Here is a 25,190-nt window from a genome sequence, read left to right as displayed (position 1 = left end):
GCCGGCCGTTTACGAGGGAGCCCGACCGTTCGCGAGATGCGGCCCGGTCGTTTACGAGGGGTTCGCGCCGTCCCGAGCCGCTTCCACCGGATCGGGCGTCCGCTCACCCGACAGACACGGGCGTTCCCTCTCCGCCGAGTACAGGTGGCTGTCCCGGAACTGCTCCGCCGCCAGCGTCCGGCCGACCATGATCACGGCCGTCCGCACCACCCCCGCCTCCTTCATCTGCCCCGCGATGTCGTCCAGCGTGCCGCGCAGGACCAGTTCGTCGGGGCGGCTGGCCATCGCGACCACGGCGGCCGGGCAGTCCGCGCCGTAGTGCGGAAGCAGTTCCCGGACCACCCGGTCCGCGTATCCCGCCGCGAGGTGCAGCACCAGCAGCGCGCCGCTCCGGCCGAGCGTCGCCAGGTCCTCCCCCTCCGGCATCGGGGTGGCGCGCTGGGCGATCCTGGTCAGGATCACCGTCTGACCGACCGTCGGTATCGTCAGCTCCCGTTTCAGCGCCGCCGCCGCGGCGGCGAAGGCCGGCACGCCCGGCACCACCTCGTACGGCACGCCCGCCGCGTCCAGCCGCCGCATCTGCTCCGCGACCGCGCTGAAGACCGAGGGGTCGCCGGAGTGCAGCCGGGCCACGTCCTGGCCCTCCTCGTGGGCCCGGACCAGTTCCGCGGTGATCCCGTCCAGATCCATCCGCGCGGTGTCGATGAGCCGCGCGTCCGGCGGGCACTCGGCCAGCAGTTCGCGCGGTACCAGGCTGCCCGCGTACAGACACACGCCGCACGAGGCGAGCCTGCGAGCGCCCCGCACCGTGATCAGGTCGGCGGCGCCGGGGCCGGCACCGATGAAGTACACCGTCATCGTTGATCTCCTGGGAGGACATGCGGAGAGCCCGGCCCGGGATCGGGTCCCGGCCCGGAGTTCGGCTCGGATTCCGGACCGGATTCCGGACCGCGGCCCGGACCGGAGCCCGGCATCGGACCATTGTCCGAACCGAATCCCGGGCCCGAACCGAATCCCGGGCCCGGACCGAATCCCGGGCCCGGACCCGAACCGACTCCCGGACCCGGACCCGGCCCAACTCCCGGACCCGGACCTGGGCCTTTTACGACCGACCACTGCGTGACCGGCATCGCCTGCCGCCAGCCAGTGAATCCGCCCACCGGCACGGCGTGCGCGACCGCCAGCCGTACCAGTTCCCCGCCGAAGCGGCGGTACCGTTCGGCCAGCAGCGCCTCGGACTCCAGCGTCACCGTGTTCGCGACCAGTCGGCCGCCCGCCGGCAGCGCGTCCCAGCAGGCGTCCAGCAACCCCGGCACGGTCAGCCCGCCCCCGACGAACACCGCATCCGGCACCGGCAGTCCCGCCAGCGCGCCGGGCGCGGCACCGGTGACGACCCGCAGGCCGGGGACGCCGAGCGCTCGCGCGTTGCGTCCGATCCGTTCCGCCCGTACCGGATCCCGCTCGACCGACACCGCGCGGCAGGACCGGTGCGTACGCATCCACTCGACGGCGATCGAACCCGACCCGCCGCCGACGTCCCACAGCAGTTCGCCCGGCGCGGGCGCCAGCGCGCCCAGCGTGGCGGCACGGACATGGCGCTTGGTGAGCTGGCCGTCGTGTTCGTACGCGCTGTCCGGGAGGCCCGGTACGGCGCCGAGCCGCGGCGCGTCCGGTGAGCGCCAGCATTCGACCGCCACGACGTTCAGCGGGTCGCCGGACGGCTCGGTCCAGTCCCGCGCGAGGCCTTCGGCACACCGTTCCCGTTCCCCGCCGCCGAGTTGTTCGAGTACACGCATACGGCTCGGCCCGAAACCCCGGTCCCTCAGCAGCGCCGCCACCTCGGCCGGGGTCGCCGCCCCCGCGCTGAGCACGAGCACCCGACGGCCCTCGTGCAGGGCGGCGGCGAGCCGCTCGGTGGGGCGGCCGACCAGGGTGACGACCTCCGTGTCCTCCACCGGCCAGCCGAGCCGGGCGCAGGCGTACGACACGGACGACGGATGCGGCAGAACCCGCAGCGCCCCGGCCCCCACCACCTCCGCGAGGGCCCGTCCGATCCCGTAGAACATCGGGTCCCCGCTCGCCAGCACACAGATCCGCCGGCCCGTGTGGGCCGCGAGCACCTTGGGCACGGCGGGCCGCAGCGGCGACGGCCACACCACCCGCTCACCCGCGCACTCGTCCTCCGGCAGGAGCGCCAACTGCCGTGCCCCGCCGACCACCACCTCGGCCGCCCGCAACGCCTCCCGGCTCACGCCGGAGAGCCCCGCCCAGCCATCGGCACCGATCCCCACGACGGTCACGGCCGTCGCGGCCGTCACAGCGGTCACCGCAGAGACCGCGGACGCCGCGGACACGCCGAAAGGAGCGGAGGCGGGGGCGGTGCTGCGCTCACTGCGATACACCTCTGAGCTTCTGAGCTGGAGAAAGACCGGCCCCACACTCTACTGTCCCGCCGTCTCCCGCCCCCGACGGACCCGACGAATCCTCCGCACTCCGCCGAACGGCCACACGCCAGCGAACGGCCGCACGCCGACGGACAGCCGTGGACCGTACGCCCGGTTCCGTCACCCGGAACGTCCGCTCCTCGCGTGCGCGGAGGACCCGATCCCCTCCAGCAGGGCCCGTACCGTCTCCCGCGCGAAAGCCGTCTCGTCCTCCGGAAGCAGTGCCCCCGCCGGCGGGTCCGGGGCGAAGAACAGGGTCAGGAACGCCCGGTGGAAACACGCGCCGATCAGAAGCATCGCCGCCGCGTCCGGGTCGAAGGCCGGGGACAGCCGGCCCAGTTCCTGTTCCGCCGTCAGATACGCGGCCAGGGAGTGGGCGGGCACCTGGGGGCCCGACGCGCTGAGGTCGAGCTTTCCGCGGTGGGCCGCGAGGAGATCGGGACTGGCGAAGAGGGAGGCCGCCATCGGGAACGTCCGGCGGTAGAAGAGGACCGCCACCCGCGCCACCTCCTCCAGATGCTCGGCCACCTCGCCCTCGCCCGCGCGCCCCGGCAGCGCCGCCAGCGCGTCCGTGAAGCGCGGCTCGCGCTCGCGCAGGACGGTGACGAAGATCTCCTCCTTGTCGCGGAAGTGCTTGTACAGCGACGCCTCCGAGCACCCCGCCTCCCTCGCGATCTCCTTCGTCGTCGTACGGGTCAGTCCCACCGTGTTCATCAGGCGCGCGGCGGCGTCAAGGATGCGCGAGCGGGTCAGGGCACCCCCCGTCAGGGGCTTGGACGGCGGCGGAGCTGCTTCTGAAGTCATACCGACATCCTAGCTTTGACAGGTGAGTGAACACTCACCCACTATGGGGAGTAAGTATTCACTCCCCTCGAAGGGGCATGGTCATGAAACTCGCAGTGCTGGGAGCCACCGGCGGCGTGGGACGGCAGATCGTCACGCACGCCCTCGCGGACGGGCATACGGTGACTGCCGCGGTACGGGATCCGTCCCGGCTGAATCTGACGCACGAGAACCTCACGGTGCTCCAGGCCGACGCCCTCGACCCCGCCTCTCTGATCAAGGTCGTCGACGGAACCGACGCCGTCCTGTCCGGCATGGGCCAGCCCGGCCGCCATGACCCGCTCAAGCCCGCCTCCTCCTCCGCCCGCGCGGCGGTCGAGGCGATGACGGCGACCGGAGTACGCCGGGTCGTCGTCGTCAGCGCCGCGCCGCTCAACCGCGCCGGGACCGGTCAGGCGTGGCTCACACACCGGGTGCTCACGCCCGTCCTCCGGGCGGCTCTCAAGGAGCTGTACACCGACCTCGAAGTGATGGAACGGCTCCTGCGGGAGAGCGGCCTGGAGTGGACAGCGGTACGGCCGCCCCGGCTGACGAACACCGCGGGCAAGGGCACTTACCGCCACCAGGTCGGAACGGGCCCGGCCGGCAGTACGATCGCCCGCGCCGACGTCGCCCGCGCCATGCTGGATTTCGTGACGCTCCCGGAGACGGTCCGGCACGCCGTCGGCGTCAGCAACTGACGCCCGCCCTTCTCCGCGCTCATTCCTTCCTTCCCGACGCGGGCTCAGGTCCGGGTCCGGGCTCAGGTCCGGGTCCGGGTCCAAGCTCAGGTCCGGGCTCAGGTCCGTGCCGGGGAAAGGGATGAGAAGAGCGGAGAGGGACGGTGGCGGTCGGCACATCGGACGACAGGGACGTCGGAGGACCGGGCGGGCGTCGGCGGACGGAACGTCAGCCGGCACTCCGTACCGGTGAGGTGACACCGCCGGCGTCCACGCCCGTCGCGGAGACACCCTGGCCACCGGGCCGCAGTACCCGCTCGGCCAGCGCGCCGAAGATCAGCCCGAAGGCCGTCCACAGCAGCGCCTGTACGGCGACCGATGCCAGCCGGAATTCCCAGAGGAGAGCGGCCGGGAAGGTTTCCCGAACGGCATCGGAGTTGCCGGGCAGCACGAGACAGGCGACCGCCACGGCGACGACATATCCCGCGCCGGCGACGACGGACGCGTTCCAATTGCCCAGCTTCGGAGCGAGCCGTCTGCCCGCGATGACGGCGACGGCGGCCAGCAGCACGCTGAGCACGATCATCAGGAAGAACAGCGTGGTGCGCTTGCCGATGGTGTCCGGGTTGCCCACCGCGGGCGGGGTCGCCGGATACTTGAGGAACGGCACCAGATAGACCGTGGTGAAGGCCGCTCCCGCGATCAGCGCCGCGGTCGCCCTCGGTCCGAATCGGCCGATCCTGCCCAGACAGACGGAGAAGACCAGCGAGGCGATTCCGCCCAGGGCCACTCCGTACACCAGGACTCCGGTGGCCAGTCCGAACGTCGACTGGACCGGCCTGGTGACCAGTTCCTCCTCCTCTTCCTCGCCGTGCTCGTGCGTCGCTCCCGGTGCGTGCGCCGCCGCCGGTGCCGACTGGGTCTCCTCCAGCGCGATGGAGTCCCGTACGGAGGGCTCACCGGCCAGATATGCCAGCGCGAACGCGAAGAGCCCGGCCAGCACACCCGCGATCATGCCGCGGACCAGGAGGGTTCTGACGGTGGAGGCATGCATGTGCGTGATCTCCGTCAGCGTCAGTGGCAGGGGAAGCCGAGGAGATGACGGCCGTCGTGCACCCACTCGTGCACACCCTCACCCGAGAACACCGACGTCGCGCCCTGCTCGGCGCCGACGAAGTACAGCAGGACCAGCATCAGAGTGCCCACGAACACCGCCCACGGCAGAACAGCGCGCAGTGGAAGCGGGGTCACCGTGACGCTGACGGGCGAAACGGTCGGCGGGGCTATGGACTCAGCCATGGCGGAACCTCCTTGGGGAACTCGCGTCCCATTCGATGGAGCTCGAACGACGGCCGTCGGGTCTGACTGACCGGGCTCCACCGCGCTGTCACGCGGCCGACTCCCGGCATACAGTGGCGCGACCGTGCCGGACTCTCACCGGACTTCCGTCCCGCCGTCGTGATATCGACGTGAAGGTACCGCGAACCGGCAGACGGGCCAAGAGGACACCGATCAACGGCAGGCGTCGAAAGACCGTCGGAACCGGAACGAGGAGAGCCGTATGACGACCCGGGTGATGCTTGTCTCACCGGCCTTCAGCACGGCCCTGCGCGAGGCCCGATTCCCCGAGCGCGCCGACCAGGGCGCTGCGGACCCGACCCCGGCCCGGGGCGCGGACGCCGCTACCGGCACCGCTACCGGCACCGCCGACGTCACCACCGGCACGGGCACCCACACCGGCGCCCACACCGGCAGCGGCGCCGGCGCACGCGACACCGTCGACGCGTCCGGCACCGTCGACGCACTCGACCCCCTCGGGCTCCGGCAGGCCGAAGCCGTACGGGAGACCTTCCCCCGCACCGCCGCCCTCTACGTATCCCCCTCGCACCGCTGCCGCCGCACCGCCGAGATCCTGGGCCTGGACACCGCGCCGCTGTCCGACCTCGCCCCGTGCGCGATGGGCCGCTGGCAGGGCAGAACCCTCGATGAGGTCGTCGCCGAGGAACCGGAGTCGGTGGCCGCCTGGCTCTCCGATCCCGCGTCCGCGCCTCATGGCGGGGAATCCCTGCTGGCCCTCCACGCCCGCGTCGGTCACTGGCTGGACAGCCTCGGCTCCGATTCCGGCGAGGACTCGGGCGGACGTGTCATCGCCGTGGCGGAACCCGACATCATCCGCGCCGCCGCCGTCCACGCCCTCGGTGCCTCCCCCCGGTCGTTCTGGAGGATCGACGTACAGCCCCTGTCCGTCACCGAACTCAGCGGGCGCGACGGCCGCTGGAATCTGCTCGCCGGCCGTCCCCTGCGCACCGCCGCGCCCTGAGGATCCCCGTACACCCCGAACACCCCGACGAAGTCGGTCAGCGGCGCGGCGCCTTGGCCCGGTCCAGCGCGGCGACACCCACCGCCGCCAGTCCTATCTGGATTATCCACTCGACCCAGTCAGGACCGTCCGTATTGGCGACCCCGAAGGCCGCCGCCAGGGCCGTACCGATCAGGGCCGCGACGATACCGACCACGATCGTCCACAGCACACCGATGTGCTGGCGCCCGGGGACGACAAGCCGCCCCAGCACACCGATGACGATACCGATCACTATGGCCGTGAAAATGCCGGAGATCTCCATGTCCGCTCCTTCTCACCACACTCGCTGTTGATCGCGGTGTATGTCAGAACGTCTGCCCGCCGAATATGCGTTCAGTCCAGGAGTGCGATAGTTCGCCAGTTCGGTTTGAGGGTCACGGGTGGTGGAAGGGCGAACGCCCGCAGACGAGATACCGCACGAGGTATCGCGGGAGGCAGCGGGAGGTAGCGGGAGGTAGCGGGAGGTAGCGGGAGGTAGCGGGAGACGCCTCCGGAGGCACTACGCGCGGCTCCACCGCGGGTCGCGCCCCGTCGCGGCCAGCAGCACCTCGAACGGTCCGGCGTCCTCCGTCACCGCCACCGGCTCCCCGAACATCCCCATCTCCCGCGCCATCGGCGCCAGCGCCGCGAACTCCTCCCCCAGCATCTCGACGAGCGCCGGATCCGGGTCGTACGGCTGCCCCGTCGCCCGCGCCAGATCCCATCCGTGCACGGCCAGGTCGCCGACCACCATCGCACCCACCGTCCTGGCCGGCAGCCCCATGGCCCCCGAGGTGCCCTCCTCCGCCCCGGGCGCGTCCCAGACCGCGGCGAGCCGCGCGGTCTCCTCGGCGAACCGCTCGCGCCACTCCCCCGCCAGATGCTCGGGGGCGACACCGAAATCGGCGTCCTTCTTGGCCGCCAGCGCCTGAAAGTTGACGACGACCTGGAAGAGATGGTCGGCTAGGGCGTGTACGTCGTACTCGCCGCACGGAGTCGGTGCGGCGAGCTGGTCATCGGTGATGCCGCGGACGACGGTGACGGTACGGTCGGCCGCCACCTCCAACAGTTTGCTGATCTTGTCGCTCATGGCCCCGACCGTATGAACCGACCGCTCTCGGCGTCTTGAACAAACGCGACATAGGATCCGTCCATGGCCGGTCCACGGCGCGACACCCGGGGCATCGTCGACGCCCCGGAACTGTTCGCGCGGGTACGTTTCCGACGCCGCGAACCGGCGCCGGCCCTGCGGCCGTACCTGGAGCACTACTGGCTGATCGACTGGGATCTGCCCCAGCCGTACGTCTCCCATGTCGTGCCGCACCCCTCGGTGAACGTGGTCTTCCAGCGCTTCGGACACGGCCCCGACAGCCCGCCCTTCGCCGAGGTCACGGGCATCGGGCTGGAACTGTTCACCCAGCGGCTCGAAGGCCGGGGCCGGGTGTGCGGGGTGCAGTTCAGACCCGGTGGCTTCCGGCCGTTCGCGCCGCGGTGGCCCGTGTCGGAGTGGACCGGACGGCGGGTGCCCCTCGGCGAGGTCATGCCCACGACGGACGCGGACATCGAGACGGTGCTCGGCCCCGCCGAAGCCGAGGAGTCCGAGGAGTCCGAGGAGAAGACCGGAAAGGAAACCGAGGAGAAGTCCAAACAGGAGGCCAGGCAGGAGAACGCCAGGGTGGCCGCGCTCGACACGTATCTGCTGGGAGTCGGCCCGCGGCCGGACCCTGGGGCCGACCACGCCATGGCGCTGGCCGACCGGATCAGGACGGACCGTACGATCCGGCGCGTCGCCCAGCTCGCCGAGGCGGAAGGGGTCTCGACCCGCTCGTTGCAGAGGCTGTTCGCCACCTATGTGGGGGTGGGGCCGAAGTGGGTCATCCTGCGCTACCGGATCCATGAGGCGCTGGAACGCGCCGAGTCGGACGCGGGCGCGGTCAACGGCGAAGACTCCGAGGCCGACGCCGGCCCCCACGCCGGCTCCGGCTCCCTCGCCGGCCCCGGCTCCGGCTCGGCGTCGGCGCCCGCCTCCGGCCGACAGGTCGACTGGGCGGAGCTGGCCTCCGAACTCGGCTACAGCGATCAGGCACATCTCGTACGCGATTTCACGGCGACCGTCGGAGTGCCGCCGACGGCATACGGCCGCTCGGGCCTCTGAACCAGCCGCTCCCACACCCTCCCCTTCACGTTCCGCTACGGCGCCGACGGCCCATGCACCGTCCCCGGCCCATATGTCAGACCCCCGTCCTACAGTGCGTGACATGGAGCGTGACATGGAGATCAAAACACCGCGCGTACGGCTCGAACCGTGGTCGGAGACCGATCTCGGCCTTCTCCGCGCGGCGAACACGCCGGAAATGATGATCCACCTCGGCGGTCCCGAGACGGAGGAGCAGCTTGTCAAACGGCACAGACGGTACGTCGATCTGAGCGCGGACCGGACGGGCAAGGGCCGTATGTTCCGCGTCGTGCTGCTGCCGGACGGCGAGGCGGTCGGCACGATCGGGTTCTGGGAGAAGACCTGGCAGGGACAGGAGGTGTACGAGACGGGCTGGGGCGTCCTCAGCGCGTTCCAGGGGCGGGGCATCGCCGCCGCGGCGACCGCGGCCGTCGCGGAGAGGGCGCGCGCCGAGAAGAAACACCGCTATCTGCACGCCTTCCCTTCCGTCGCCAATCCGTCGTCGAACCGTCTGTGCCGCAGGGCGGGTTTCTCCCTCCGGGGCGAATGCGACTTCGAGTTCCCGCCGGGGAATGTGATGCGCTGCAACGACTGGCGGCTGGACCTCGACCCCGGCCTCGCGTCCGGTCCTGAGTCCGCCGAGGCCGAATGATTCCGCCCTGGCCCGCTGCCCTCCTCCAATGACATCCTGACGGCGTGAACGGACCGGAGATCCAGATCAGCTTCGCCTCTGAGCTGCGCCTCTTCGTGGCGGCCGAGCGGCGCCAGGGACGTACGGCCGTGGTCACCGACGGCAAGTCCACACTCGGCCACGCGGTCGAATCGCTCGGCGTCCCGCTCACCGAGGTCGGGCGGCTGCTCGTCGACGGCCGCGAAGTGCCCGTCGCGCACATCCCCGCCGCGGGCGAATCGATCGAGGTGCGGGCCGTGAGCCGGCCGCAACGCGTGCCGGGCGCGCCCCTGCGCTTCCTGCTGGATGTCCATCTCGGCACGCTCGCGCGGCGGCTGCGGCTCCTGGGCGTCGACACGGCGTACGAGAGCGAGGACCTCGGGGATCCGGCGCTGGCCACCTTCTCCGCCACGGAGCGCCGCGTGATGCTGTCCCGGGACCGCGGGCTGCTGCGGCGGCGCGAGATCTGGGCCGGGGCGTATATCTACAGCGACCGCCCGGACGACCAGCTCCGGGACGTACTGGAGCGCTTCGCGCCCGCCCTCGCGCCCTGGACACGCTGTACCGCCTGCAACGGCGACTTGGGCCCCGCCGACAAGGACTCCGTCCAGGAGCGGCTGGAACACGGCACACAGCGTTCGTACGACGTCTTCGCGCAGTGCCGGACGTGCGGCCGGGTGTACTGGCGGGGCGCGCACCACGCCCGGCTGGCGGCGATCGTGGAGGCGGCGGTACGGGAGTTCGGCAACGCGGCCGCGTAGCCACAGGGCGGGCCGGCAAGCACGGGACGTGCGGGGCGGCACGGACCGGACAGCCCTAGCGCAGGGCGCGTCCGCGCGGATCGCAGCGCCGGAGTTCAGAAGACGTACCGGTCGCCCGTGTCCGGGACCAGCACCCGGTGCCGATGGTTCTCGGGGTTGCGGTCGCTCGCGCCCCCGCTCCAGGCGGTGTCGATCCGGACGACCACCTCGTCCGGCCGCCCGACCGTCCTGAGGTCGACCGTGATCTCCGGGCCCCGTCCGAGCGCCCGGAGGTGACCCGTACGGCACAGCACCACCCGCTCGCCGCCCCAGAGACAGGCGGGCGGCAGTGACAGGTCGTGCAGCAAAGGGGCCGAGAAGTCCAGCCGCACGGTCGCGTCCGTCAGCCCGGACGGCCCGTGGTTCCCGGTCTGGATCCGAAGCGTCAACTCGCCGCCCCACAGCGACACATGCCCGTGGTGCGACAGATCGGCCTCCGGCTCGACAGCACCGGAGACCCGGGAAGCACCGGCACCAGGACCCGCCCCTGTCATGACCACCGTGGCCGCGGACACCACTACCAGCAGCGCGTTACGCACGACACCCATGAGGGGAACATACTGATCATCACATCGCAATAGCGATAAATCTCCAGCCCGGCGCGTCTCCGATCACCCACATGGCACGCTGTTCGCATGCTCGTTCTCCGCTCCGCCGCTCTCTTCCTGCTCGCCGCCGTCTTCGAGATCGGCGGCGCCTGGCTCGTCTGGCAGGGCGTGCGCGGGGACGGCACGGGAGGCGGCCGGGGGTGGATCTGGATCGGCGCCGGGGTCATCGCCCTGGGGGCGTACGGCTTCGTCGCCACGCTCCAGCCCGACGGTGAGTTCGGCCGCATCCTCGCCGCGTACGGCGGGGTCTTCGTCGCCGGTTCGATCGCCTGGGGCGTGGTCGCCGACGGCTACCGCCCGGACCGCTGGGACATCACGGGAGCGCTGGTGTGTCTGGCCGGTATGGCGCTGATCATGTACGCGCCCCGCGGCCACTGAACCGACCGGCGGCCTCACGGCCCCGCACACGGCTCACGCCCCCGGCCCCGCGCACGGCTACACCCCGGGCCCCGCGCACGGCTCACACCCCGGCCTCACGCCCTGCCTGCCCTCCACGGGCACAGTTCACCCAAGTCATTCAAGGTCCGCGCTCCGGCACGTCCGCACTCCGGCACGGTCCGCGCTCCGGACAGACAGCACGTCGGCCCGTACCCCTGCCTATCCTGGCCCCACATCGATCACACGCGCGAGGAGTACGTCATGACCGCCGCGGGGACCCCCATCGCCGTCATCACCGGAGCGAGCAGCGGCATCGGTGCCGCCACCGCGCGGCAGCTCGCCGCGGCCGGCTACCACGTCGTCGTCACCGCCCGCCGCAAGGACCGTATCGAGGCGCTCGCCGCGGAGATCACCACGGCGGGCCATCTCGCCACCGCTTACACCCTCGATGTCACCGACCGCGCGGCCGTCGACGCCTTCGCCGGCGAACTCGGCCGCTTCCCCTCCGTGAACGTCCTGGTCAACAACGCCGGCGGCGCGCTCGGCGCCGACCCGGTGGCCACCGGCGACCCGGCCGACTGGCGTCAGATGTACGAGACGAACGTCATCGGCACGCTCAATCTCACCCAGGCCCTGCTGCCGGCTCTCACGGCGAGCGGCGACGGTACGGTCGTCGTCCTCTCCTCCACCGCCGGTCACAGCACCTACGAGGGCGGCGGGGGCTATGTGGCCGCCAAACACGGCGCCCATGTCCTCGCCGAGACCCTCCGCCTGGAAATCGTCGGCACCCCGGTCCGGGTGATCGAGATCGCCCCCGGAATGGTCAGGACGGAGGAATTCGCCACCACCCGCTTCCGCGGCGACACCGAGAAGGCGGCGAAGGTCTACGCGGGTGTCGCGGAGCCCCTCACCGCCGACGACGTGGCCGACACGATCACCTGGGCGGTCACCCGCCCCAGCCACGTCAACATCGACCTCCTGGTGGTCCGCCCCCGCGCCCAGGCGTCCAACACCAAGGTCCACCGCGAACTCTGATCACTCACACGGGACCAGAGCGGAGCCGCGGTCCCCCTTCCGCTCCTCAGCCCCCAGCCTTTCCGCCCCTCAGCCCTTCAGCCCCTCAGCCCTTCACGCAGATGACCTGCTTCAGCTTCGCCACGACCCGCACCAGGTCCCGCTGCTGATCGATGACCTGCTCGATCGGTTTGTACGCGGCCGGGATCTCGTCCACCACACCCGCGTCCTTACGGCACTCCACACCCCGCGTCTGCTCCTCCAGGTCCCGCGTGGAGAAGCGGCGCTTGGCCGCGTTGCGGCTCATCCTCCGGCCCGCGCCGTGCGAGGCCGAGTTGAACGACGCCACGTTCCCCAGGCCCTTCACGATGTACGAACCGGTCCCCATCGAGCCCGGGATGATGCCGAAGTCCCCGCTGCCCGCACGGATCGCGCCCTTCCGCGTGACCAGCAGATCCATGCCCTCGTACCGCTCCTCCGCCACATAGTTGTGGTGGCAGGAGATGACCGGGTCGAAGGTCACCCCGGCCTTCTTGAACTCCTTGCGGACCACGTCCTGGAAGAGTCCCATCATGATCGCGCGGTTGTACTTCGCGTACTCCTGCGCCCAGAAAAGATCGTTCCGGTACGCCGCCATCTGCGGGGTGTCCGCGATGAAGACGGCCAGGTCCCTGTCGACCAGACCCTGGTTGTGCGGGAGCTTCTGGGCCTCGCCGATGTGATGGTCGGCCAGTTCCTTGCCGATGTTCCGCGATCCGGAGTGAAGCATCAGCCAGACCGAATCCGACTCATCAAGACAAAATTCCACAAAATGATTGCCCCCGCCGAGCGTTCCCATCTGCTTCGCGGCACGCTCCTCGCGGAATTTGACCGAATCCGCCACTCCGCCGAACCGCTCCCAGAAGTCGTCCCATCCCGCCGTCGGGAAACCGTGGAGCCTGCCCGGGTTCACCGGGGTGTCATGCAGGCCGCGGCCCACCGGGATCGCCTGTTCGATCTTGGAGCGGAGCCGGGAGAGGTCGCCCGGCAGATCGTTCGCCGTCAGGGATGTCTTCACCGCCGACATTCCGCAGCCGATGTCCACACCCACCGCCGCCGGGCAGACCGCGCCATGCATCGCGATCACCGAGCCGACCGTCGCGCCCTTGCCGTAGTGGACGTCCGGCATGACGGCGAGGCCCTTGATCCAGGGCAGGGTGGCAACATTGTGGAGCTGCCGCATCGCGCCCTCGTCGACCGCCGCGGGGTCCGCCCACATACGGATCGGGACCTTCGCGCCAGGTATCTCTACATACGACATAACCCCTCGATTCCCCCGAAAGTCTGAATAACGCAAAAACCGGAACCAGGGCCGTCAAAGGAGACAGCCGACCAGCGTCGACGGCGGTGCGTGCGATAGACATTGTGTCCATCGACCGTCATCCGGCGGCAAGCAGTTTTCGCGCGGCACCCCCGCGCGGAACCCGTACAGAAGGGAGCCCGGGACCGTGCAGCCCAAGGCGCGACACGCGTACCTACCCGGCCTGGCGGCGCTCCTCGTGGCGGTCGTCGCGGGTTGCTCCGGCGGCGGCGCGGACGGCGGCTCGGCCGCCGACCCCAAGGCGGGCAGCCCCACCACCGCCACCGCGGCCGCCCCCGGCAAGTACCGCACGCTCCGCGAGCCCTGCGGCGCCGTACCGCTCACCATGCTCAAGGATCTGCTCCCCGGCGCGGCCTCGCTCCCCGAGGACCAGCAGACGAAGGTGTACGGGGGCACGGCCGCCGTGACGTACGACACGGACCGCCGCGTCGGATGCAACTGGAAGGCCGACGGCACGGACGCCTCCCACCAGCTCGTGATCGATCTGGAACGCGTGGTGTCGTACGACCCGGCCGTGAGCGACGACGACCGCGCGCAGGAGGTCTACACGAGGAAGGAGACCTCCGCCGCCCTGCCGTCACCGAGCGGCTCGAACACCGGAAACCCGTCCGGTACGTCCGGTACGCCCGGCGGCTCGCCTCCCGCCACCGGACCGGCTACCGATCCCAAGGCCGACGGCGATCCCGACAACGGTACGAATCCGAACACGACGACCCAGACCGGCGCCTCCTCTCCGGCCGCTCCCTCCGGCGGCGCCTCGGGGTCGCCCGATACTCCCGTCACTCCCGGATCGCCTTCCGAGACCCCGCCCGCCGAGGGCCTGGAGCCCCGCCTCCTGGACGGCCTCGGCGACGCCGCGTTCCTGAACGACGTCCTCGCGCGCTCCGGCTCGGCCGCCCAGCACCGGACGGTGAGCGTGGTGTTCCGCACATCCAATGTGATCGTGACCGTCCGGTACACCGAGCAGCCCGCGCTCACCGCCGCGGTGCCCGACAGCGCGGAACTGCAGGACAAGGCCCGAGCGCTGGCCAAGAGGCTCGCCGAGGAGCTCGACGAGTAGCGGCCCCCGTCCGCGCCTCGGACCGCTCCTCGGCCGGGCACGGACTCCGGATCCAGGACCCGCGGCCCCGGCTCGCCGGTTACCGTGGCCGATCGGACCGTACGACGAATGACCGTGCGCCGAATGACCGGACGAATGACCGACTGAAGGAACCATGCACCGATCAGCCTCGCGACTCACCCGCATACTCGCCTGCGCAGCCGTTCCGGTGATGCTCGTCGTCGCCGGCTGCTCCTCCGACTCCGGCGACAAGAGCGACGCCGACGGCTCCGCCACGAGCCCGACCGCCCAGCCGTCCGCGACCGTCGCCCCCGCCAAGTTCACCGGGCTGCCCGACGCCTGCGCGACGATCGGCCGCAAGACGATCGACTCGCTCGTGCCGAAAGCCAAGGTCAAGGGCGGTACGGCCGGCAAGTCCAGCGATATCGCCGCGCGTGCGAGCTGCTCCTGGAACGGTCTGGACGACAACGGCGTCAAGGGCTCGCAGTACCGCTGGCTCGATGTCTCCCTCACCCGGTACGACTCCGACGTGACACTCGGCAGCGGCGCCAAGCGTGCCACCGAGTACTACACGAAGGAGGTCGCCGGGGTCCAGGCAACGGAGGGCGCCAAGGAGCTCAAGGCGACCCCGTCGACCGGTATCGGCAGTGAGGCGACGACCGTCACGTACTCGCTCAAGAAGACCGACGAGGACTTCTCGTACGCCACGGTCGTGGCCCGTACGGAGAACGTCGTCCTGACCCTGACCTACAACGGCGCGGGGTACGCGGGCGCGAAGTCGCCCAGTGTCGCCGATATGTCGAAGGACGCGGTGAAAACGGCGAAGGAAGTGGTGGCCGCGGTGTCCGCCGGGTCCGGGCAGACACCCGCCACGGGGGAGTCCGCCGCCCAGGAGACCGCCAAGGCCAGGTAGGCACGCGGCGCCGTACGGGGGCGGGGCACGGGGGCGGGGTTACGCGGTACGGGGGGCCGCCCACGAGGGGACCTGTGCGGTCTCCTGGACGGCGCCTGCGCGGTCCCGCCTGTCCCGGTCGCGCGGTCTCGCGGTCCCGCCTGTCCCTGCCTCGCGGTCGCGAAACGAACCCCGGAGTTCCGGAACAGCTCCCCCACGCAGGGCGCTTTGTCCCCTTTTCCACGTAACAAGGCCCTCTTCAGCGGGCCCCGCTACGCTACCCGCGCCACGTCATGCGTACACATGTGCCAGGCTGTGCCCGCCGGATGTCGGGCCGTCGGGTACCGGTTGTCGAGTACCTGACCGGCTGTCCGACGTCGAACACGGCGTCACCAGGCGCCGCACGGCGTCATAAGGAGTCGAATACGGGAGGGGATCGCGGGTGGCCGCGATGCAGCTCACACGCACGCACCGGATACTCATCGGGGTCGTGGTCTTCGGAGCGGTCATCATCGCCGCGATCGGCTTCGCGGGGTCCTACGCCGCTGTACGCGAACTCGCGGAGGAGAAGGGCTTCGGGCAGTTCTCACTGGTCTTCCCGATCGGTATCGACGCGGGCATCTGCGTCCTGCTCGCGCTCGACCTCCTGCTGACCTGGATCCGTATCCCCTTCCCGCTGCTGCGCCAGTCGGCGTGGGTCCTGACCACCGCCACCATCGCCTTCAACGGCGCGGCGGCCTGGCCGGACCCGCTCGGCGTCGGTATGCACGCGGTGATCCCCCTCCTCTTCATCGTCTCCGTCGAGGCCGCACGGCACGCGGTCGGCCGGATCGCGGACATCACCGCCGACAAGCACATGGAGGGCGTACGGCTCACACGCTGGCTGCTCTCGCCCGGCCCCACGTTCATGCTGTGGCGCAGGATGAAGCTGTGGGAGCTGCGGTCGTACGAACAGGTCATCAAGCTCGAACAGGACCGGCTCATCTACCAGTCGCGCCTCCAGGCGAGGTTCGGCCGCAACTGGCGCCGCAAGGCCCCCATCGAGGCGCTGATGCCGCTTCGGCTCGCCAAGTACGGCGTACCGCTCGCGGACACCGCGCCCTCGGGGCTGGCCGCCGCCGGTATCGAACCGGTACTGCTGCCGCCCGCGCCCCCGATGGCCGAACTCCCGCAGGGCCGGACCGAGATACCCGCCGACGCGCAGGCCCAGGCCCAGCCTCAGCCCCAGCCCCAGCCCCCAGCTCAGGCCCAAGCCCAGGCGCCGGCACCCATACCCGGGCCGCAGCAGGTCCAGTCGCAGCAGAACGGGCAGGGCCGGCAGCCGCAGCCCCCGTCACAGCAGCAGCCCCAGCCACCACACCAGCAGCAACAGCAACAGCAACAGCAACAGCAACAGCAACAGCAACAGCAACAGCAACAACAGCCCGATGCTGAGGCCCAGTTCCCGCCCCAGCTCCCGAACCAGGTCGGCAACACCACCCACGCCAGCCCCTGGTTCGCCGCGCCGCAGGTCCCGGAGGGCGCGTACGAGGGCGCCTACAACCCCACCTACGTCGAGGGCCTCGAACCGACACCGGTGATGATCCCGTCCGGACCGGGCCGCAGCCGCCCGCTCGGCGGGGTGCCCGTACAGCGTGCGCAGGAACAGCCCCAGCAGCAGGCCGAGTCGGCCGGCACCGACACTCCTGGCGCCGACCAGGAGCCGTCGGAAGAGCTGCCCACCCCCAGCCTGCCCGACGACGTCTCCCGCGAAGAGGCGTACTACGGAGCCTTCCGGAAGTACATCAGCGAGAACGGCGGCTTCCCCAACGCCCGCCAGTTCGGCCTCTACCTCGTGGACCTCTACAGCATCACGGGACGCAACGGCGGCCCGCTGACCGAGAGCGCTCTGCGGCCCTATCTGCGCGACTTCCCCTTCCGCTACCAGGCGGAGCTGGACTCCGAGCACATCGCGTAGCCGGAAGAGCACGTCGCGGCGAAACGGCAGAGCCCGGAGCCAAAGGCTCCGGGCTCTGGACTCCGGGCTCAGGACTCCTAGCTCAGGACTCCGAGCTCAGGACCCCGGGGCCAAGAGCGGCTCCGGGGCCAAGGGCTCAGGCTCCCAGCAGCTTCCGTACCCGGTCCGCCCCCACCGCCAGCAGCAGCGTGGGCAGCCGCGGCCCCGTGTCCCGGCCCACCAGCAGCCGGTACAGCAGCGCGAAGAACGACCGCTGCGCGACCTTCAGCTCCGCCGTCGGCTTGGCGTCGGGCGCCAGGCCCGCCAGCACCTTCGGCACTCCGTAGACGAGCGTGGTCAGCCCGTCCAGCGACCAGTGGTCGTCCAGGCCCTCCAGCAGCAGCCGCAGCGACTCCCGCGCCTGCTCGTCCAGCGAGTCCAGCAGCTCGTGGTCCGGCTCGGAGCGCACGATCGTCCGCGCCTCGGCCGGCACCTGGCTGGTGATCCAGTTCTCGGCGCGGTCGAGCCGGGGGCGCACCTCCTCCAGCGAGGTCAGCGGACGGGCCGGGTCGAGCTCGCTCAGGATCCGCAGGGTCTGCTCCTCGGCACCGGCCGTGATGTCCACGACCGAGGCAAGCGTGCGGTACGGCAGCGGGCGCGGCGTACTCGGCAGCGGGCCGGCGGCCGTACCCGTGGCACGCGCGTACGCCGCCGCGTCGGCCGGCAGTACGGAACCGTCCGCGACCTTGCGCTCCAGCGCGTCCCATTCGTCGTACAGCCGCTGGATCTCCTGGTCGAAGGCGATCTTGAACGACTGGTTGGGCCTGCGCCGCGCGTAGAGCCAGCGCAGCAGCGGCGCCTCCATGATCTTCAGCGCGTCGGCCGGGGTCGGCACCCCGCCCTTGCTGGACGACATCTTCGCCATCCCGGAGATCCCGACGAAGGCGTACATCGGGCCGATCGGCTGCACCCCGTCGAAGATCTCGCGCACGATCTGCCCGCCGACGACGAACGAGGACCCCGGCGAGGAGTGGTCGACGCCGGACGGCTCGAAGATCACGCCCTCGTAGGCCCAGCGCATCGGCCAGTCGACCTTCCAGACCAGCTTGCCGCGGTCGAACTCGCTCAGCCGCACGGTCTCGGAGAAGCCGCACTCCGCGCAGGTGTACGCCAGCTCCGTCGTCTCGTCGTCGTACGAGGTGACGGTGGTCAGGTCCTTGCCGCAGCCGCCGCAGTACGGCTTGTACGGGAAGTAGCCCGCGGAGCCGCCGCTGCCGTCGTCCTCGGCCGCCGCGCCCGAGCCCTCGGCGGCCTCCAGCTCCGCCTCCTCAGGCTTCTTCTGCCCCTGCTTCTGCCCCTGCTGCTGTCCCGGCGTCTGGCCCGGCGCCTGCCCCTGCTTCTGGCCCTGGGGGAGCTGCGAGGGCTTGTCCTTCGTCCGGTAGCGGTCGAGGATCGCGTCGATGTCCGCGCGATGCCTCATCGCGTGCAGGATCTGCGCGCGGTACGCCCCCGAGGTGTACTGCTCGGTCTGGCTGATGCCGTCGTACTCGACGCCCAGCTCGGCCAGCGCCTCGGTCATCGCCGCCTTGAAGTGCTCGGCCCAGTTCGGGTACGCCGACCCCGCGGGTGCGGGCACGGACGTCAGCGGCCTGCCGATGTGCTCGGCCCAGGACGGGTCCGTACCGGGAACACCGGCCGGGACCTTGCGATAGCGGTCGTAGTCGTCCCAGGAGATCAGATGCCTGACCTCGTGGCCCCGCCTGCGGATCTCGTCCGCGACCAGGTGGGGGGTCATGACCTCCCGGAGATTCCCCAGATGGATGGGGCCGGAGGGGGAGAGTCCGGACGCGACGACGACCGGTTTGCCAGGCGCACGTCGCTCCGACTCGGCGATGACATCGTCCGCGAAACGGGAGACCCAGTCGATCTCGGTGCTCTGAGCCACGATCGGCACGTCCTTCTTCTTTCTCGTACGCTCAAACATTCCGGCGGCTGCCATTCTCCCAGGTCCCCCCAGGAGAGCGAAAACGGCTTGTAGCCCCATGGGATACTGGGCAGGACTTCCCTCCGCACCCGACAGGAACGGCACCAGCCCATGGCCTCGGTCTCTTCCCTCGCTTCGACCGTCGATCAGCGCATCGCGGACGCCCTCTCGGCAGCCCTGCCGGAGGCCGGTCCCGCGAGCCCGCTGCTGCGCCGAAGCGACCGGGCCGATTTCCAGGCCAACGGTCTGCTGGCGCTCGCCAAGCGGCTCAAGGGCAATCCGCGCGAGCTGGCGACGCGGGTCGTCTCCGCGCTGACCGCCGAGGGGACCGCCCCTGACGTGATCAAGGAGGCCGAGGTCTCAGGACCCGGCTTCCTCAACATCACGGTCACGGACCGGGCGATCATCGAGACCCTCGCGGCCCGCGCGGCGGACAGTCGGCTCGGTGTGCCGTACGCGGAGCGGCCCGGCACGACCGTGATCGACTACGCGCAGCCGAATGTGGCCAAGGAGATGCACGTCGGCCATCTGCGCTCGGCCGTGATCGGCGCGGCGATGGTCGAGATCCTGGAGTTCACCGGCGAGAAGGTGATCAGGCGCCACCACATCGGCGACTGGGGCACCCAGTTCGGCATGCTCATCCAGTATCTGATCGAGCACCCGCACGAGCTGGACCACAAGGACGGCACGAGCGGTACGGACGGCACGAGCGGTACGAGCAGCCCGGACGGCCCGGGGACGGCCGCCGCCATCGACGGCGAGACCGCGATGTCGAATCTGAACCGGCTCTACAAGGCCTCACGTGTCCTCTTCGACTCCGACGAGGAGTTCAAGGCCCGTTCACGCGACCGGGTGGTGGCCCTCCAGGCGGGTGACGAGGAGACGCGGACCTTCTGGCAGCGCTTCGTGGACGAGTCGAAGATCTACTTCTACTCGGTCTTCGACAAGCTGGACATGGAGATCCACGACGCCGACGTGGTGGGCGAGTCCGGCTACAACGACATGCTGGAGGAGACCTGCCGCATCCTGGAGGAGACGGGCGTCGCCGTCCGCTCCGAGGGCGCGCTCTGCGTCTTCTTCGAGGATGTGAAGGGGCCCGACGGCAATCAGGTCCCGCTGATCGTCAAGAAGTCCAACGGCGGTTACGGCTACGCGGCCACGGACCTCTCCGCGATCCGCGACCGGGTGCGGAGCCTGGACGCGACGGCATTGCTGTATGTCGTGGACGTACGGCAGTCGCTGCACTTCAAGATGGTCTTCGAGACCGCTCGGCGGGCCGGCTGGCTGAACGACGAGGTGCGCGCCGTCCAGCTCGCGTTCGGCACGGTGCTCGGCAAGGACGGCAAGCCGTTCAAGACCCGTGAGGGCGAGACCGTACGGCTGGAGGACCTGCTCGACGAGGCGGTCGAGCGGGCGACGGCGGTCGTACGGGAGAAGGCCGAGAAGGCCGGACTCAGCGAGCGGGAGATCACCGAGAACGGCTGGTACGTCGGTATCGGCGCGGTGAAGTACGCGGACCTGTCGACGTCGGCGGTACGGGACTACAAGTTCGACCTGGACCAGATGGTCTCGCTGAACGGCGACACGTCGGTCTACCTCCAGTACGCGTACGCCCGTATCAAGTCGATCCTCCGCAAGGCGGGCGACACCGAGCCCGCCGCCCGTCCGGAGCTGGCACTGGCCCCGGCGGAGCGGGCGCTGGGGCTGCATGTGGACGAGTTCGGTGAGGTCCTGTCCGAGGTCGCGTCCTCGTACGAGCCGCACAAGCTGGCCGCGTATCTCTACCAGCTCGCGTCGCACTTCACCACGTTCTACGACCAGTGCCCGGTCCTGAAGGCGGACACCCCGGCCCAGGTCGAGAACCGTCTGTTCCTGTGCGACCTGACGGCCCGCACGCTCCAGCAGGGGCTCGCCCTGCTCGGCATCCGGGCCCCCGAGCGCCTCTAGGGCCTCTCGTTTGGATCTTGCTGGGCTCGCGTGCCCTGGCACCGCGCCTCGCCGCGTTGTCGTCGGTCGCCTACGCTCCGCGTGGGCTCCCTCCTCCGCCTTGCGATCCACGGCACCAGACCCCGCTCCCTCATCCAGCCAGATCCAAACGAAAGACCCTAGGCCCTGTTTCCGGCAACGGGCCGACCGCCGCCAGGCAGTCGGCCCGTTGCCCGTTCCCAGCTCGGTCCGTTGCTGGCTCGGCCTGTCGGGGTCTCAGGCCGTTGCCAGGCTCAACCCCTTGGGGCTCAGCCTGTGGCGGCCGTCAGCCACTCCGTACCGCCCGGCGGATATTCGTACGAGGGGCGTCCCGTCGCTCCGCTCGTGCGGAACGGCCTGCCGCGGTCGTCCACCCGGAGCGTGCCGTGCCGTTCGCCGCTGGACCACTCCAGCTCCAGGTACCAGCTCACATCACGCGCGCTCGAACGGGCCGAGACGTACAGCACCTCGGGGTCCGACTCGCTGACCTTGTACGGGAAGTCCCGCTGCCCGGCCCTCGGTACGGAACTGGGCCTGCCCGCGTCCAGGTCTACGTCGAAGGACTTCGTGGAGACACCGCCCCCGCAGCCGACCCCCATGATGTAGTCGGTCCAGGCGAGCGGGGCGCCGCTCTTCACGACACGTACGTGCAGCGCCTGGAGCACGACCGTCTCGCTGCCGGTGCCCTGCACGGTGAGTTCGATGTACTGGCCCCCGCTCGCGACCCCGCCGAGCGCGTTGACCCAGCCGGGCGCGTCCTGCTCGGTGGGCGGCGGAGGGACCTCTGTCGGCGGGCGGTCGATGAGGTAGTGCTGACTGCACGGGTCCTCGAAGGCGTACGGGCGCGTGGACACCGTCACCGGCACCGCACTGCCCGCCGTGTCCCGATCGGAACCGGAGCCGGGGCCGGAGCCGGCCACGGGCGTCCGGCCGGAGCTGGGGGAGGACGACGGACCCGCGCCGCCCGAGCGGGAGACGGAGGCGGTGGGCGAAAGCGACGCGGACGGCGACTCCGACTCGGGTGAGGCCGAGTGCGGACCACTGCCCGCGCCCGCCGGCTTGCCGGGATCGTCCGTCGCACCGGCGGTGACGGAATCGTCCCCCGACGCCAGTCCGGCCCGGCTTCCGAGGACCACGGCGGGAACGACGACCGCGACGACCGCGACGGCGGCGAGAACGAGCCAGAGGCGTTTGGCCCGCGGCCCGGTACGCGTGCCTCCTGGCATGTCGATGACGGACGCGTCCCCGGCGAGTTCGGACCCGACGACCTCGGACTCAGCCGCGGGGACAGCGGGGGCCGCAGGGGCCGCGGCGGAAGCCGACGCCGGATCAGCGGCGGCAGGGGCCGCGGCAGAGGCTCCGGGAGCCGCCGCGGCAGGAGCAGAAGCGGGAGCAGGGGCAGGGGCAGGGGCAGGGGCAGGGGCAACGGCGGGAGCAGCCGTCGCCGCCGACCGCCCCCGCCGCCTGGCCTCGTCCGCCAGAATCCATCGCCGGTGCAGTTCGACGACTTCCTCGGCCCTTGCCCCGCACAGCCTCGCGAGCCGCTCGACGGAGGCGTATTCGGCGGGCACGGCATCGCCGTTGCAGTAGCGGTGCAGCGTGGACGTGCTCACATGGAGCTTCCCCGCGAGGACTCCGTAGCTCTGCCCCGAGCGGTCCTTCAGCTTCCTGAGCAGTTCCGCGAAAGCCTCGGCCTCGGTCGTCGCCACAGACTGTTCCCCCTCGATCTCCCGGTCGGTCCACCCCAGGAACACGTTCCAGAGACAGTTCGTTTCACCAGGTCAAAGTTTATGGCAGACGTTCCGGCACCCCCCATGGCCGGTACCCCCCGGCCTTGCCCCGCACCTCCGGGTACTCCACCTCGTCCGGCAGTCGGTGGCCGAGGGCGGTCAGCCGCGACGCGACGTCCGCCGGGCTTCTCCCCGTCAGACTCGCGGCGCGCAGGACGTGTTCGAGGTGGACGTCGTCCAGGAACGAGCGGTCCACGGTCTCCAGCAGCCGGATGTCCTCCACGTCCGCGACCGCGGGCACCTTCGCGTCTGCGTGCGGCCGGTGTCCCAGCGTGGCCAGCCTCTCGGTGATCTCCGCCGGGGTCCGTCCCGTCGCGAGGGACGCGCGCAGTATGTGCCCCAACCGCACCCCGACGGCGCCGTTCACCGGCAACCACGGCGCACGGCCGTCGAGTTCCTGGCTGAGGAGAAGGAGGTCGTCCTTCTCCGGGGTGTCGGGCAGGGGCGCGTCCGTCCGGCAGCCCAGTTCCGCCAGCCGGGCGACGACGTCGGCCTGCGGCCGGCCCGTCTCCCGTGCGACATCGAGGACGTGCCCGCTCGGCACGGAGGAGTACCGGGACGGCCAGGGCCTGTGGCCGGTCCCGTATCGGAGGATCCGCTCGTCCCCGGGTTCAGGGGTGTAGGGCAGCCGGAAGCCGAGCCCGATCAGACGGAGGGCGGCGTCGTGCGGGCTGCACCCGACCACCGCCGCCGCGCTGAGCACATGGTGTGCGGGCACCTCCTCGCCCCAGTCCAGCCACCCCCCGTCGCCCCTGCCGTCCGTACGGATCAGCGCGAGGTCCCGGGTTTCCGGGGATTCGGGCAGCGGCCGGCCGGCCGGGACCGCGTAGCCGAAGGCGCTCAGCCGACGGGCGGCGTCGGCGGGGCTCCGGCCCGCCCGCCCCGCCGCCGCGAGTATGTGCCGCAGCGACACGGGCTTGCCGAGTTCGAGCCACGACAGGTTGTACCCCTCCGCCTTGATCAGCAGAGCGTCGTCCGGGTCGGCCGTGAGAGGCAGCGGAGTGCCGGGAAGCTCGAAGTCGGCGTACCCCAGCGCGGTCAGCCTCGACACGATGTCGGCGGGAGGGCGCCCCAGCGTGCCGGCGGCGTACAGAACATGTCCGAACGGCACCCGCCGGTCGGGCTTCACCCGGGAGACCTCACGGCCCACGCTCAGGCGGGTGATCCGGAGGTCCTCCGGATCCTGGGACTCAGGACTGTCCGACATCGTGGACCTTTCGGAACGGGCGCGGGTACGGGTACGGAGGGCGATTACGGCGAGGTTCGGGCGCGGCGGTCATTCGGCCACCGCGATATACCGGCCGCCGGTGCCGGACTCCTCGTCGTCGTTCTCCCACCTGTCGTTCTCCGCGTCCTTCCTCCCGTACAGGTTCACCCGGACCCCCGCGGGCTCCAGCGCCGTCCATATCCGCAGCATCATGTCGTGGCTGAGGAAGTGGTGCGAGAGATCGAGTTCCTTGAGGTGGGTGAGCGGCTGCCCGTGCAGCAGCGCCTCCGCGCCCTCGTCGGAGAGCGTGCCCATGGACAGGCTCAACGAGGTGAGCCGCGGCACGACCGGGGCGGAGGCCACCGCGGCGGCCAGCTCGTCCTGGATGGGGCTGTTCTGCAGGCCCAGGTGGCGCAGAGCGGGCTTGCCCTCACCCGCGAGGAGCGGGGCGAGCTGCTCGACGGTGGTGCCGCCGCCGTAGTCGTCCTCGCCCAGCCACAGCTCCAGCCGCTCCAGCGAGGGCAGATCGGCCGCGGCGATATGCGCCGCCGCCCCGGGAGGCAGCCCACCGGACTCGACACGCAGCGCCCGCAGTCCCGCGTGACCGGTCACGGGGAAGTCCAGCCCCTCCCCGCCACGGACGACGAGCTCCCGCAGCCCGGGAAACGCGTCCAGGAGCGGCGCGAGATCGGACTGGTAGATCGTGGAGATCATCGCCTCGTCGTCCTCCAGGTCACTGAGGAAGAGCGCTTCGAGCCCGGTCAGCCGGGAGCTCAGATCGATGAGCACCTCGTTGGACAGGTAGTGCGCGCCATGGGCGAAGACCAGCGCCCGCACCTTCCCCAGCTCCACCGTGCTGGTGAAACGGTCCCAGTAAGCCTCGTAGTCCTCGTCGTTCACATACGGCCCGACGTAAAGACGCCAGGCGACGGAGGCGGCATCGGGCAGAGCCGTGGCGGGTGTGTACGGCGGAACGGTCAGTACGGGTAATCCGTGGAAACGCTCGACGTGTTGCACGTAGGACAAGGGGCGCTCCCGAGGTTCTGGGGTCCGGCATCGGTGC

Annotated in this window: 24 protein-coding genes; 11 read left to right on the top strand and 13 right to left on the bottom strand. The window is 70.8% G+C overall.

Features of this window, described 5'->3' with window-relative positions; translation table 11 throughout:
* Nucleotides 1-51: 51 nt before the first annotated feature.
* The 3 genes from cobM to ACWGDX_RS23945 form a co-directional block, all read right to left on the bottom strand.
* Nucleotides 52-858, bottom strand: coding sequence for a precorrin-4 C(11)-methyltransferase (gene cobM / locus ACWGDX_RS23955; protein ID WP_453628613.1), 807 nt, complete (start codon nucleotides 856-858; stop codon nucleotides 52-54).
* Nucleotides 855-2,354, bottom strand: coding sequence for a precorrin-6y C5,15-methyltransferase (decarboxylating) subunit CbiE (cbiE, locus tag ACWGDX_RS23950; RefSeq protein WP_453628611.1), 1,500 nt, complete (start codon nucleotides 2,352-2,354; stop codon nucleotides 855-857). The genes cobM and cbiE overlap by 4 nt, the downstream gene beginning before the upstream one ends.
* Before the next feature lie 210 nt (nucleotides 2,355-2,564).
* Nucleotides 2,565-3,248 carry a TetR/AcrR family transcriptional regulator gene (locus ACWGDX_RS23945; protein WP_453628609.1) on the bottom strand — a complete coding sequence of 228 codons (684 nt, stop codon included), beginning with the start codon at nucleotides 3,246-3,248 and terminating at the stop codon, nucleotides 2,565-2,567.
* 83 nt (nucleotides 3,249-3,331) lie between these two features.
* Between ACWGDX_RS23945 and ACWGDX_RS23940 the strand changes: the two genes are divergently transcribed.
* Complete coding sequence (locus ACWGDX_RS23940) at nucleotides 3,332-3,967, top strand: NAD(P)-dependent oxidoreductase (protein WP_453628607.1); 636 nt, start codon at nucleotides 3,332-3,334, stop codon at nucleotides 3,965-3,967.
* A gap of 208 nt (nucleotides 3,968-4,175) precedes the next feature.
* On the opposite strand, the gene ACWGDX_RS23935 is transcribed toward ACWGDX_RS23940, so the two are convergent.
* Nucleotides 4,176-5,000 (bottom strand): CbtA family protein, encoded by an 825-nt coding sequence (locus ACWGDX_RS23935; protein ID WP_453628606.1) that lies wholly within the window; start codon nucleotides 4,998-5,000, stop codon nucleotides 4,176-4,178.
* Nucleotides 5,001-5,020: 20 nt separating this feature from the next.
* Nucleotides 5,021-5,245, bottom strand: a complete 225-nt coding sequence (locus ACWGDX_RS23930; protein ID WP_363079123.1) for a CbtB domain-containing protein — start codon at nucleotides 5,243-5,245, stop codon at nucleotides 5,021-5,023.
* Nucleotides 5,246-5,507: 262 nt separating this feature from the next.
* Between ACWGDX_RS23930 and ACWGDX_RS23925 the strand changes: the two genes are divergently transcribed.
* A complete protein-coding gene (locus ACWGDX_RS23925; RefSeq protein ID WP_453628604.1) occupies nucleotides 5,508-6,266 on the top strand; it encodes a histidine phosphatase family protein in 759 nt (252 codons plus the stop codon).
* 37 nt (nucleotides 6,267-6,303) lie between these two features.
* Here the strand turns inward: ACWGDX_RS23925 and ACWGDX_RS23920 are convergent, their stop codons facing one another.
* Nucleotides 6,304-6,570, bottom strand: a complete 267-nt coding sequence (locus ACWGDX_RS23920) for a GlsB/YeaQ/YmgE family stress response membrane protein (protein ID WP_453628602.1) — start codon at nucleotides 6,568-6,570, stop codon at nucleotides 6,304-6,306.
* 237 nt (nucleotides 6,571-6,807) lie between these two features.
* Nucleotides 6,808-7,377, bottom strand: a complete 570-nt coding sequence (locus tag ACWGDX_RS23915) for a TIGR03086 family metal-binding protein (RefSeq protein ID WP_453628600.1) — start codon at nucleotides 7,375-7,377, stop codon at nucleotides 6,808-6,810.
* A 63-nt stretch (nucleotides 7,378-7,440) separates the two neighbouring features.
* On the opposite strand from ACWGDX_RS23915, the gene ACWGDX_RS23910 reads away from it, so the two are divergent.
* From ACWGDX_RS23910 to ACWGDX_RS23900, 3 genes are all read left to right on the top strand, one after another.
* The gene (locus ACWGDX_RS23910) at nucleotides 7,441-8,442 is read left to right on the top strand and encodes an AraC family transcriptional regulator (RefSeq protein WP_453628598.1); all 1,002 of its coding nucleotides are present in this window, start codon (nucleotides 7,441-7,443) and stop codon (nucleotides 8,440-8,442) included.
* A gap of 103 nt (nucleotides 8,443-8,545) precedes the next feature.
* A complete protein-coding gene (locus ACWGDX_RS23905) occupies nucleotides 8,546-9,115 on the top strand; it encodes a GNAT family N-acetyltransferase (protein ID WP_453628596.1) in 570 nt (189 codons plus the stop codon).
* Between the two features lie 44 nt (nucleotides 9,116-9,159).
* On the top strand, nucleotides 9,160-9,894 hold the full coding sequence (locus ACWGDX_RS23900) for a Mut7-C RNAse domain-containing protein (RefSeq protein ID WP_453628594.1): 735 nt from the start codon (nucleotides 9,160-9,162) through the stop codon (nucleotides 9,892-9,894).
* Between the two features lie 95 nt (nucleotides 9,895-9,989).
* Here ACWGDX_RS23900 and ACWGDX_RS23895 read toward each other — a convergent pair whose 3' ends face one another.
* Nucleotides 9,990-10,481, bottom strand: coding sequence for a hypothetical protein (locus ACWGDX_RS23895; protein ID WP_453628592.1), 492 nt, complete (start codon nucleotides 10,479-10,481; stop codon nucleotides 9,990-9,992).
* 87 nt (nucleotides 10,482-10,568) lie between these two features.
* On the opposite strand from ACWGDX_RS23895, the gene ACWGDX_RS23890 reads away from it, so the two are divergent.
* Together ACWGDX_RS23890 and ACWGDX_RS23885 are read left to right on the top strand one after the other, a co-directional pair.
* Nucleotides 10,569-10,919 (top strand): YnfA family protein, encoded by a 351-nt coding sequence (locus ACWGDX_RS23890; RefSeq protein WP_365904578.1) that lies wholly within the window; start codon nucleotides 10,569-10,571, stop codon nucleotides 10,917-10,919.
* 261 nt (nucleotides 10,920-11,180) lie between these two features.
* Nucleotides 11,181-11,954, top strand: coding sequence for an SDR family oxidoreductase (locus ACWGDX_RS23885; RefSeq protein ID WP_363079132.1), 774 nt, complete (start codon nucleotides 11,181-11,183; stop codon nucleotides 11,952-11,954).
* Between the two features lie 85 nt (nucleotides 11,955-12,039).
* Here ACWGDX_RS23885 and ACWGDX_RS23880 read toward each other — a convergent pair whose 3' ends face one another.
* Nucleotides 12,040-13,233, bottom strand: coding sequence for an RtcB family protein (locus ACWGDX_RS23880; RefSeq protein WP_453628590.1), 1,194 nt, complete (start codon nucleotides 13,231-13,233; stop codon nucleotides 12,040-12,042).
* A 187-nt stretch (nucleotides 13,234-13,420) separates the two neighbouring features.
* Here ACWGDX_RS23880 and ACWGDX_RS23875 point away from each other — a divergent pair, with 187 nt between their 5' ends.
* The 3 genes from ACWGDX_RS23875 to ACWGDX_RS23865 all read left to right on the top strand — a co-directional run bounded on the left by ACWGDX_RS23875 (nucleotide 13,421) and on the right by ACWGDX_RS23865 (nucleotide 17,202).
* Nucleotides 13,421-14,353: a DUF3558 domain-containing protein gene (locus ACWGDX_RS23875; RefSeq protein WP_453628588.1), complete on the top strand. Its 933-nt coding sequence runs from the start codon at nucleotides 13,421-13,423 to the stop codon at nucleotides 14,351-14,353.
* A gap of 154 nt (nucleotides 14,354-14,507) precedes the next feature.
* Nucleotides 14,508-15,266: a DUF3558 domain-containing protein gene (locus tag ACWGDX_RS23870; protein ID WP_453628587.1), complete on the top strand. Its 759-nt coding sequence runs from the start codon at nucleotides 14,508-14,510 to the stop codon at nucleotides 15,264-15,266.
* Nucleotides 15,267-15,687: 421 nt separating this feature from the next.
* Nucleotides 15,688-17,202 (top strand): DUF2637 domain-containing protein, encoded by a 1,515-nt coding sequence (locus ACWGDX_RS23865; protein ID WP_453628585.1) that lies wholly within the window; start codon nucleotides 15,688-15,690, stop codon nucleotides 17,200-17,202.
* Nucleotides 17,203-17,338: 136 nt separating this feature from the next.
* On the opposite strand, the gene lysS is transcribed toward ACWGDX_RS23865, so the two are convergent.
* Nucleotides 17,339-19,135, bottom strand: a complete 1,797-nt coding sequence (gene lysS, locus ACWGDX_RS23860; protein WP_453628583.1) for a lysine--tRNA ligase — start codon at nucleotides 19,133-19,135, stop codon at nucleotides 17,339-17,341.
* A gap of 141 nt (nucleotides 19,136-19,276) precedes the next feature.
* On the opposite strand from lysS, the gene argS reads away from it, so the two are divergent.
* Nucleotides 19,277-21,112: an arginine--tRNA ligase gene (argS, locus tag ACWGDX_RS23855; RefSeq protein ID WP_453628581.1), complete on the top strand. Its 1,836-nt coding sequence runs from the start codon at nucleotides 19,277-19,279 to the stop codon at nucleotides 21,110-21,112.
* 287 nt (nucleotides 21,113-21,399) lie between these two features.
* Here the strand turns inward: argS and ACWGDX_RS23850 are convergent, their stop codons facing one another.
* The 3 genes from ACWGDX_RS23850 to ACWGDX_RS23840 all read right to left on the bottom strand — a co-directional run bounded on the left by ACWGDX_RS23850 (nucleotide 21,400) and on the right by ACWGDX_RS23840 (nucleotide 25,144).
* Nucleotides 21,400-22,839 carry a helix-turn-helix domain-containing protein gene (locus tag ACWGDX_RS23850; RefSeq protein ID WP_453628580.1) on the bottom strand — a complete coding sequence of 480 codons (1,440 nt, stop codon included), beginning with the start codon at nucleotides 22,837-22,839 and terminating at the stop codon, nucleotides 21,400-21,402.
* Between the two features lie 79 nt (nucleotides 22,840-22,918).
* The gene (locus ACWGDX_RS23845) at nucleotides 22,919-24,127 is read right to left on the bottom strand and encodes a wHTH domain-containing protein (protein WP_453628578.1); all 1,209 of its coding nucleotides are present in this window, start codon (nucleotides 24,125-24,127) and stop codon (nucleotides 22,919-22,921) included.
* A gap of 69 nt (nucleotides 24,128-24,196) precedes the next feature.
* Nucleotides 24,197-25,144: an STM4015 family protein gene (locus ACWGDX_RS23840; protein ID WP_453628733.1), complete on the bottom strand. Its 948-nt coding sequence runs from the start codon at nucleotides 25,142-25,144 to the stop codon at nucleotides 24,197-24,199.
* Nucleotides 25,145-25,190: the final 46 nt, after the last annotated feature.

This window comes from Streptomyces sp. NPDC055025 (genome assembly GCF_053608565.1).
Note: the sequence above shows the minus strand (reverse complement) of the source record. Positions and strands in the feature narration are given on the sequence as shown.

Excerpts from the sequence above, each read along its gene's own strand:
- ACWGDX_RS23945 (WP_453628609.1), bottom strand. The coding sequence starts at position 3,248 with ATGACTTCAGAAGCAGCTCCGCCGCCGTCCAAGCCCCTGACGGGGGGT.
- ACWGDX_RS23925 (WP_453628604.1), top strand. The coding sequence starts at position 5,508 with ATGACGACCCGGGTGATGCTTGTCTCACCGGCCTTCAGCACGGCCCTG.
- ACWGDX_RS23940 (WP_453628607.1), top strand. The coding sequence starts at position 3,332 with ATGAAACTCGCAGTGCTGGGAGCCACCGGCGGCGTGGGACGGCAGATC.
- ACWGDX_RS23910 (WP_453628598.1), top strand. The coding sequence starts at position 7,441 with ATGGCCGGTCCACGGCGCGACACCCGGGGCATCGTCGACGCCCCGGAA.
- argS (WP_453628581.1), top strand. The coding sequence starts at position 19,277 with ATGGCCTCGGTCTCTTCCCTCGCTTCGACCGTCGATCAGCGCATCGCG.
- ACWGDX_RS23915 (WP_453628600.1), bottom strand. The coding sequence starts at position 7,377 with ATGAGCGACAAGATCAGCAAACTGTTGGAGGTGGCGGCCGACCGTACC.
- ACWGDX_RS23920 (WP_453628602.1), bottom strand. The coding sequence starts at position 6,570 with ATGGAGATCTCCGGCATTTTCACGGCCATAGTGATCGGTATCGTCATC.
- ACWGDX_RS23880 (WP_453628590.1), bottom strand. The coding sequence starts at position 13,233 with ATGTCGTATGTAGAGATACCTGGCGCGAAGGTCCCGATCCGTATGTGG.
- cobM (WP_453628613.1), bottom strand. The coding sequence starts at position 858 with ATGACGGTGTACTTCATCGGTGCCGGCCCCGGCGCCGCCGACCTGATC.
- ACWGDX_RS23935 (WP_453628606.1), bottom strand. The coding sequence starts at position 5,000 with ATGCATGCCTCCACCGTCAGAACCCTCCTGGTCCGCGGCATGATCGCG.
- ACWGDX_RS23895 (WP_453628592.1), bottom strand. The coding sequence starts at position 10,481 with ATGGGTGTCGTGCGTAACGCGCTGCTGGTAGTGGTGTCCGCGGCCACG.
- ACWGDX_RS23905 (WP_453628596.1), top strand. The coding sequence starts at position 8,546 with ATGGAGCGTGACATGGAGATCAAAACACCGCGCGTACGGCTCGAACCG.
- ACWGDX_RS23930 (WP_363079123.1), bottom strand. The coding sequence starts at position 5,245 with ATGGCTGAGTCCATAGCCCCGCCGACCGTTTCGCCCGTCAGCGTCACG.
- ACWGDX_RS23845 (WP_453628578.1), bottom strand. The coding sequence starts at position 24,127 with ATGTCGGACAGTCCTGAGTCCCAGGATCCGGAGGACCTCCGGATCACC.
- ACWGDX_RS23870 (WP_453628587.1), top strand. The coding sequence starts at position 14,508 with ATGCACCGATCAGCCTCGCGACTCACCCGCATACTCGCCTGCGCAGCC.
- ACWGDX_RS23890 (WP_365904578.1), top strand. The coding sequence starts at position 10,569 with ATGCTCGTTCTCCGCTCCGCCGCTCTCTTCCTGCTCGCCGCCGTCTTC.
- ACWGDX_RS23885 (WP_363079132.1), top strand. The coding sequence starts at position 11,181 with ATGACCGCCGCGGGGACCCCCATCGCCGTCATCACCGGAGCGAGCAGC.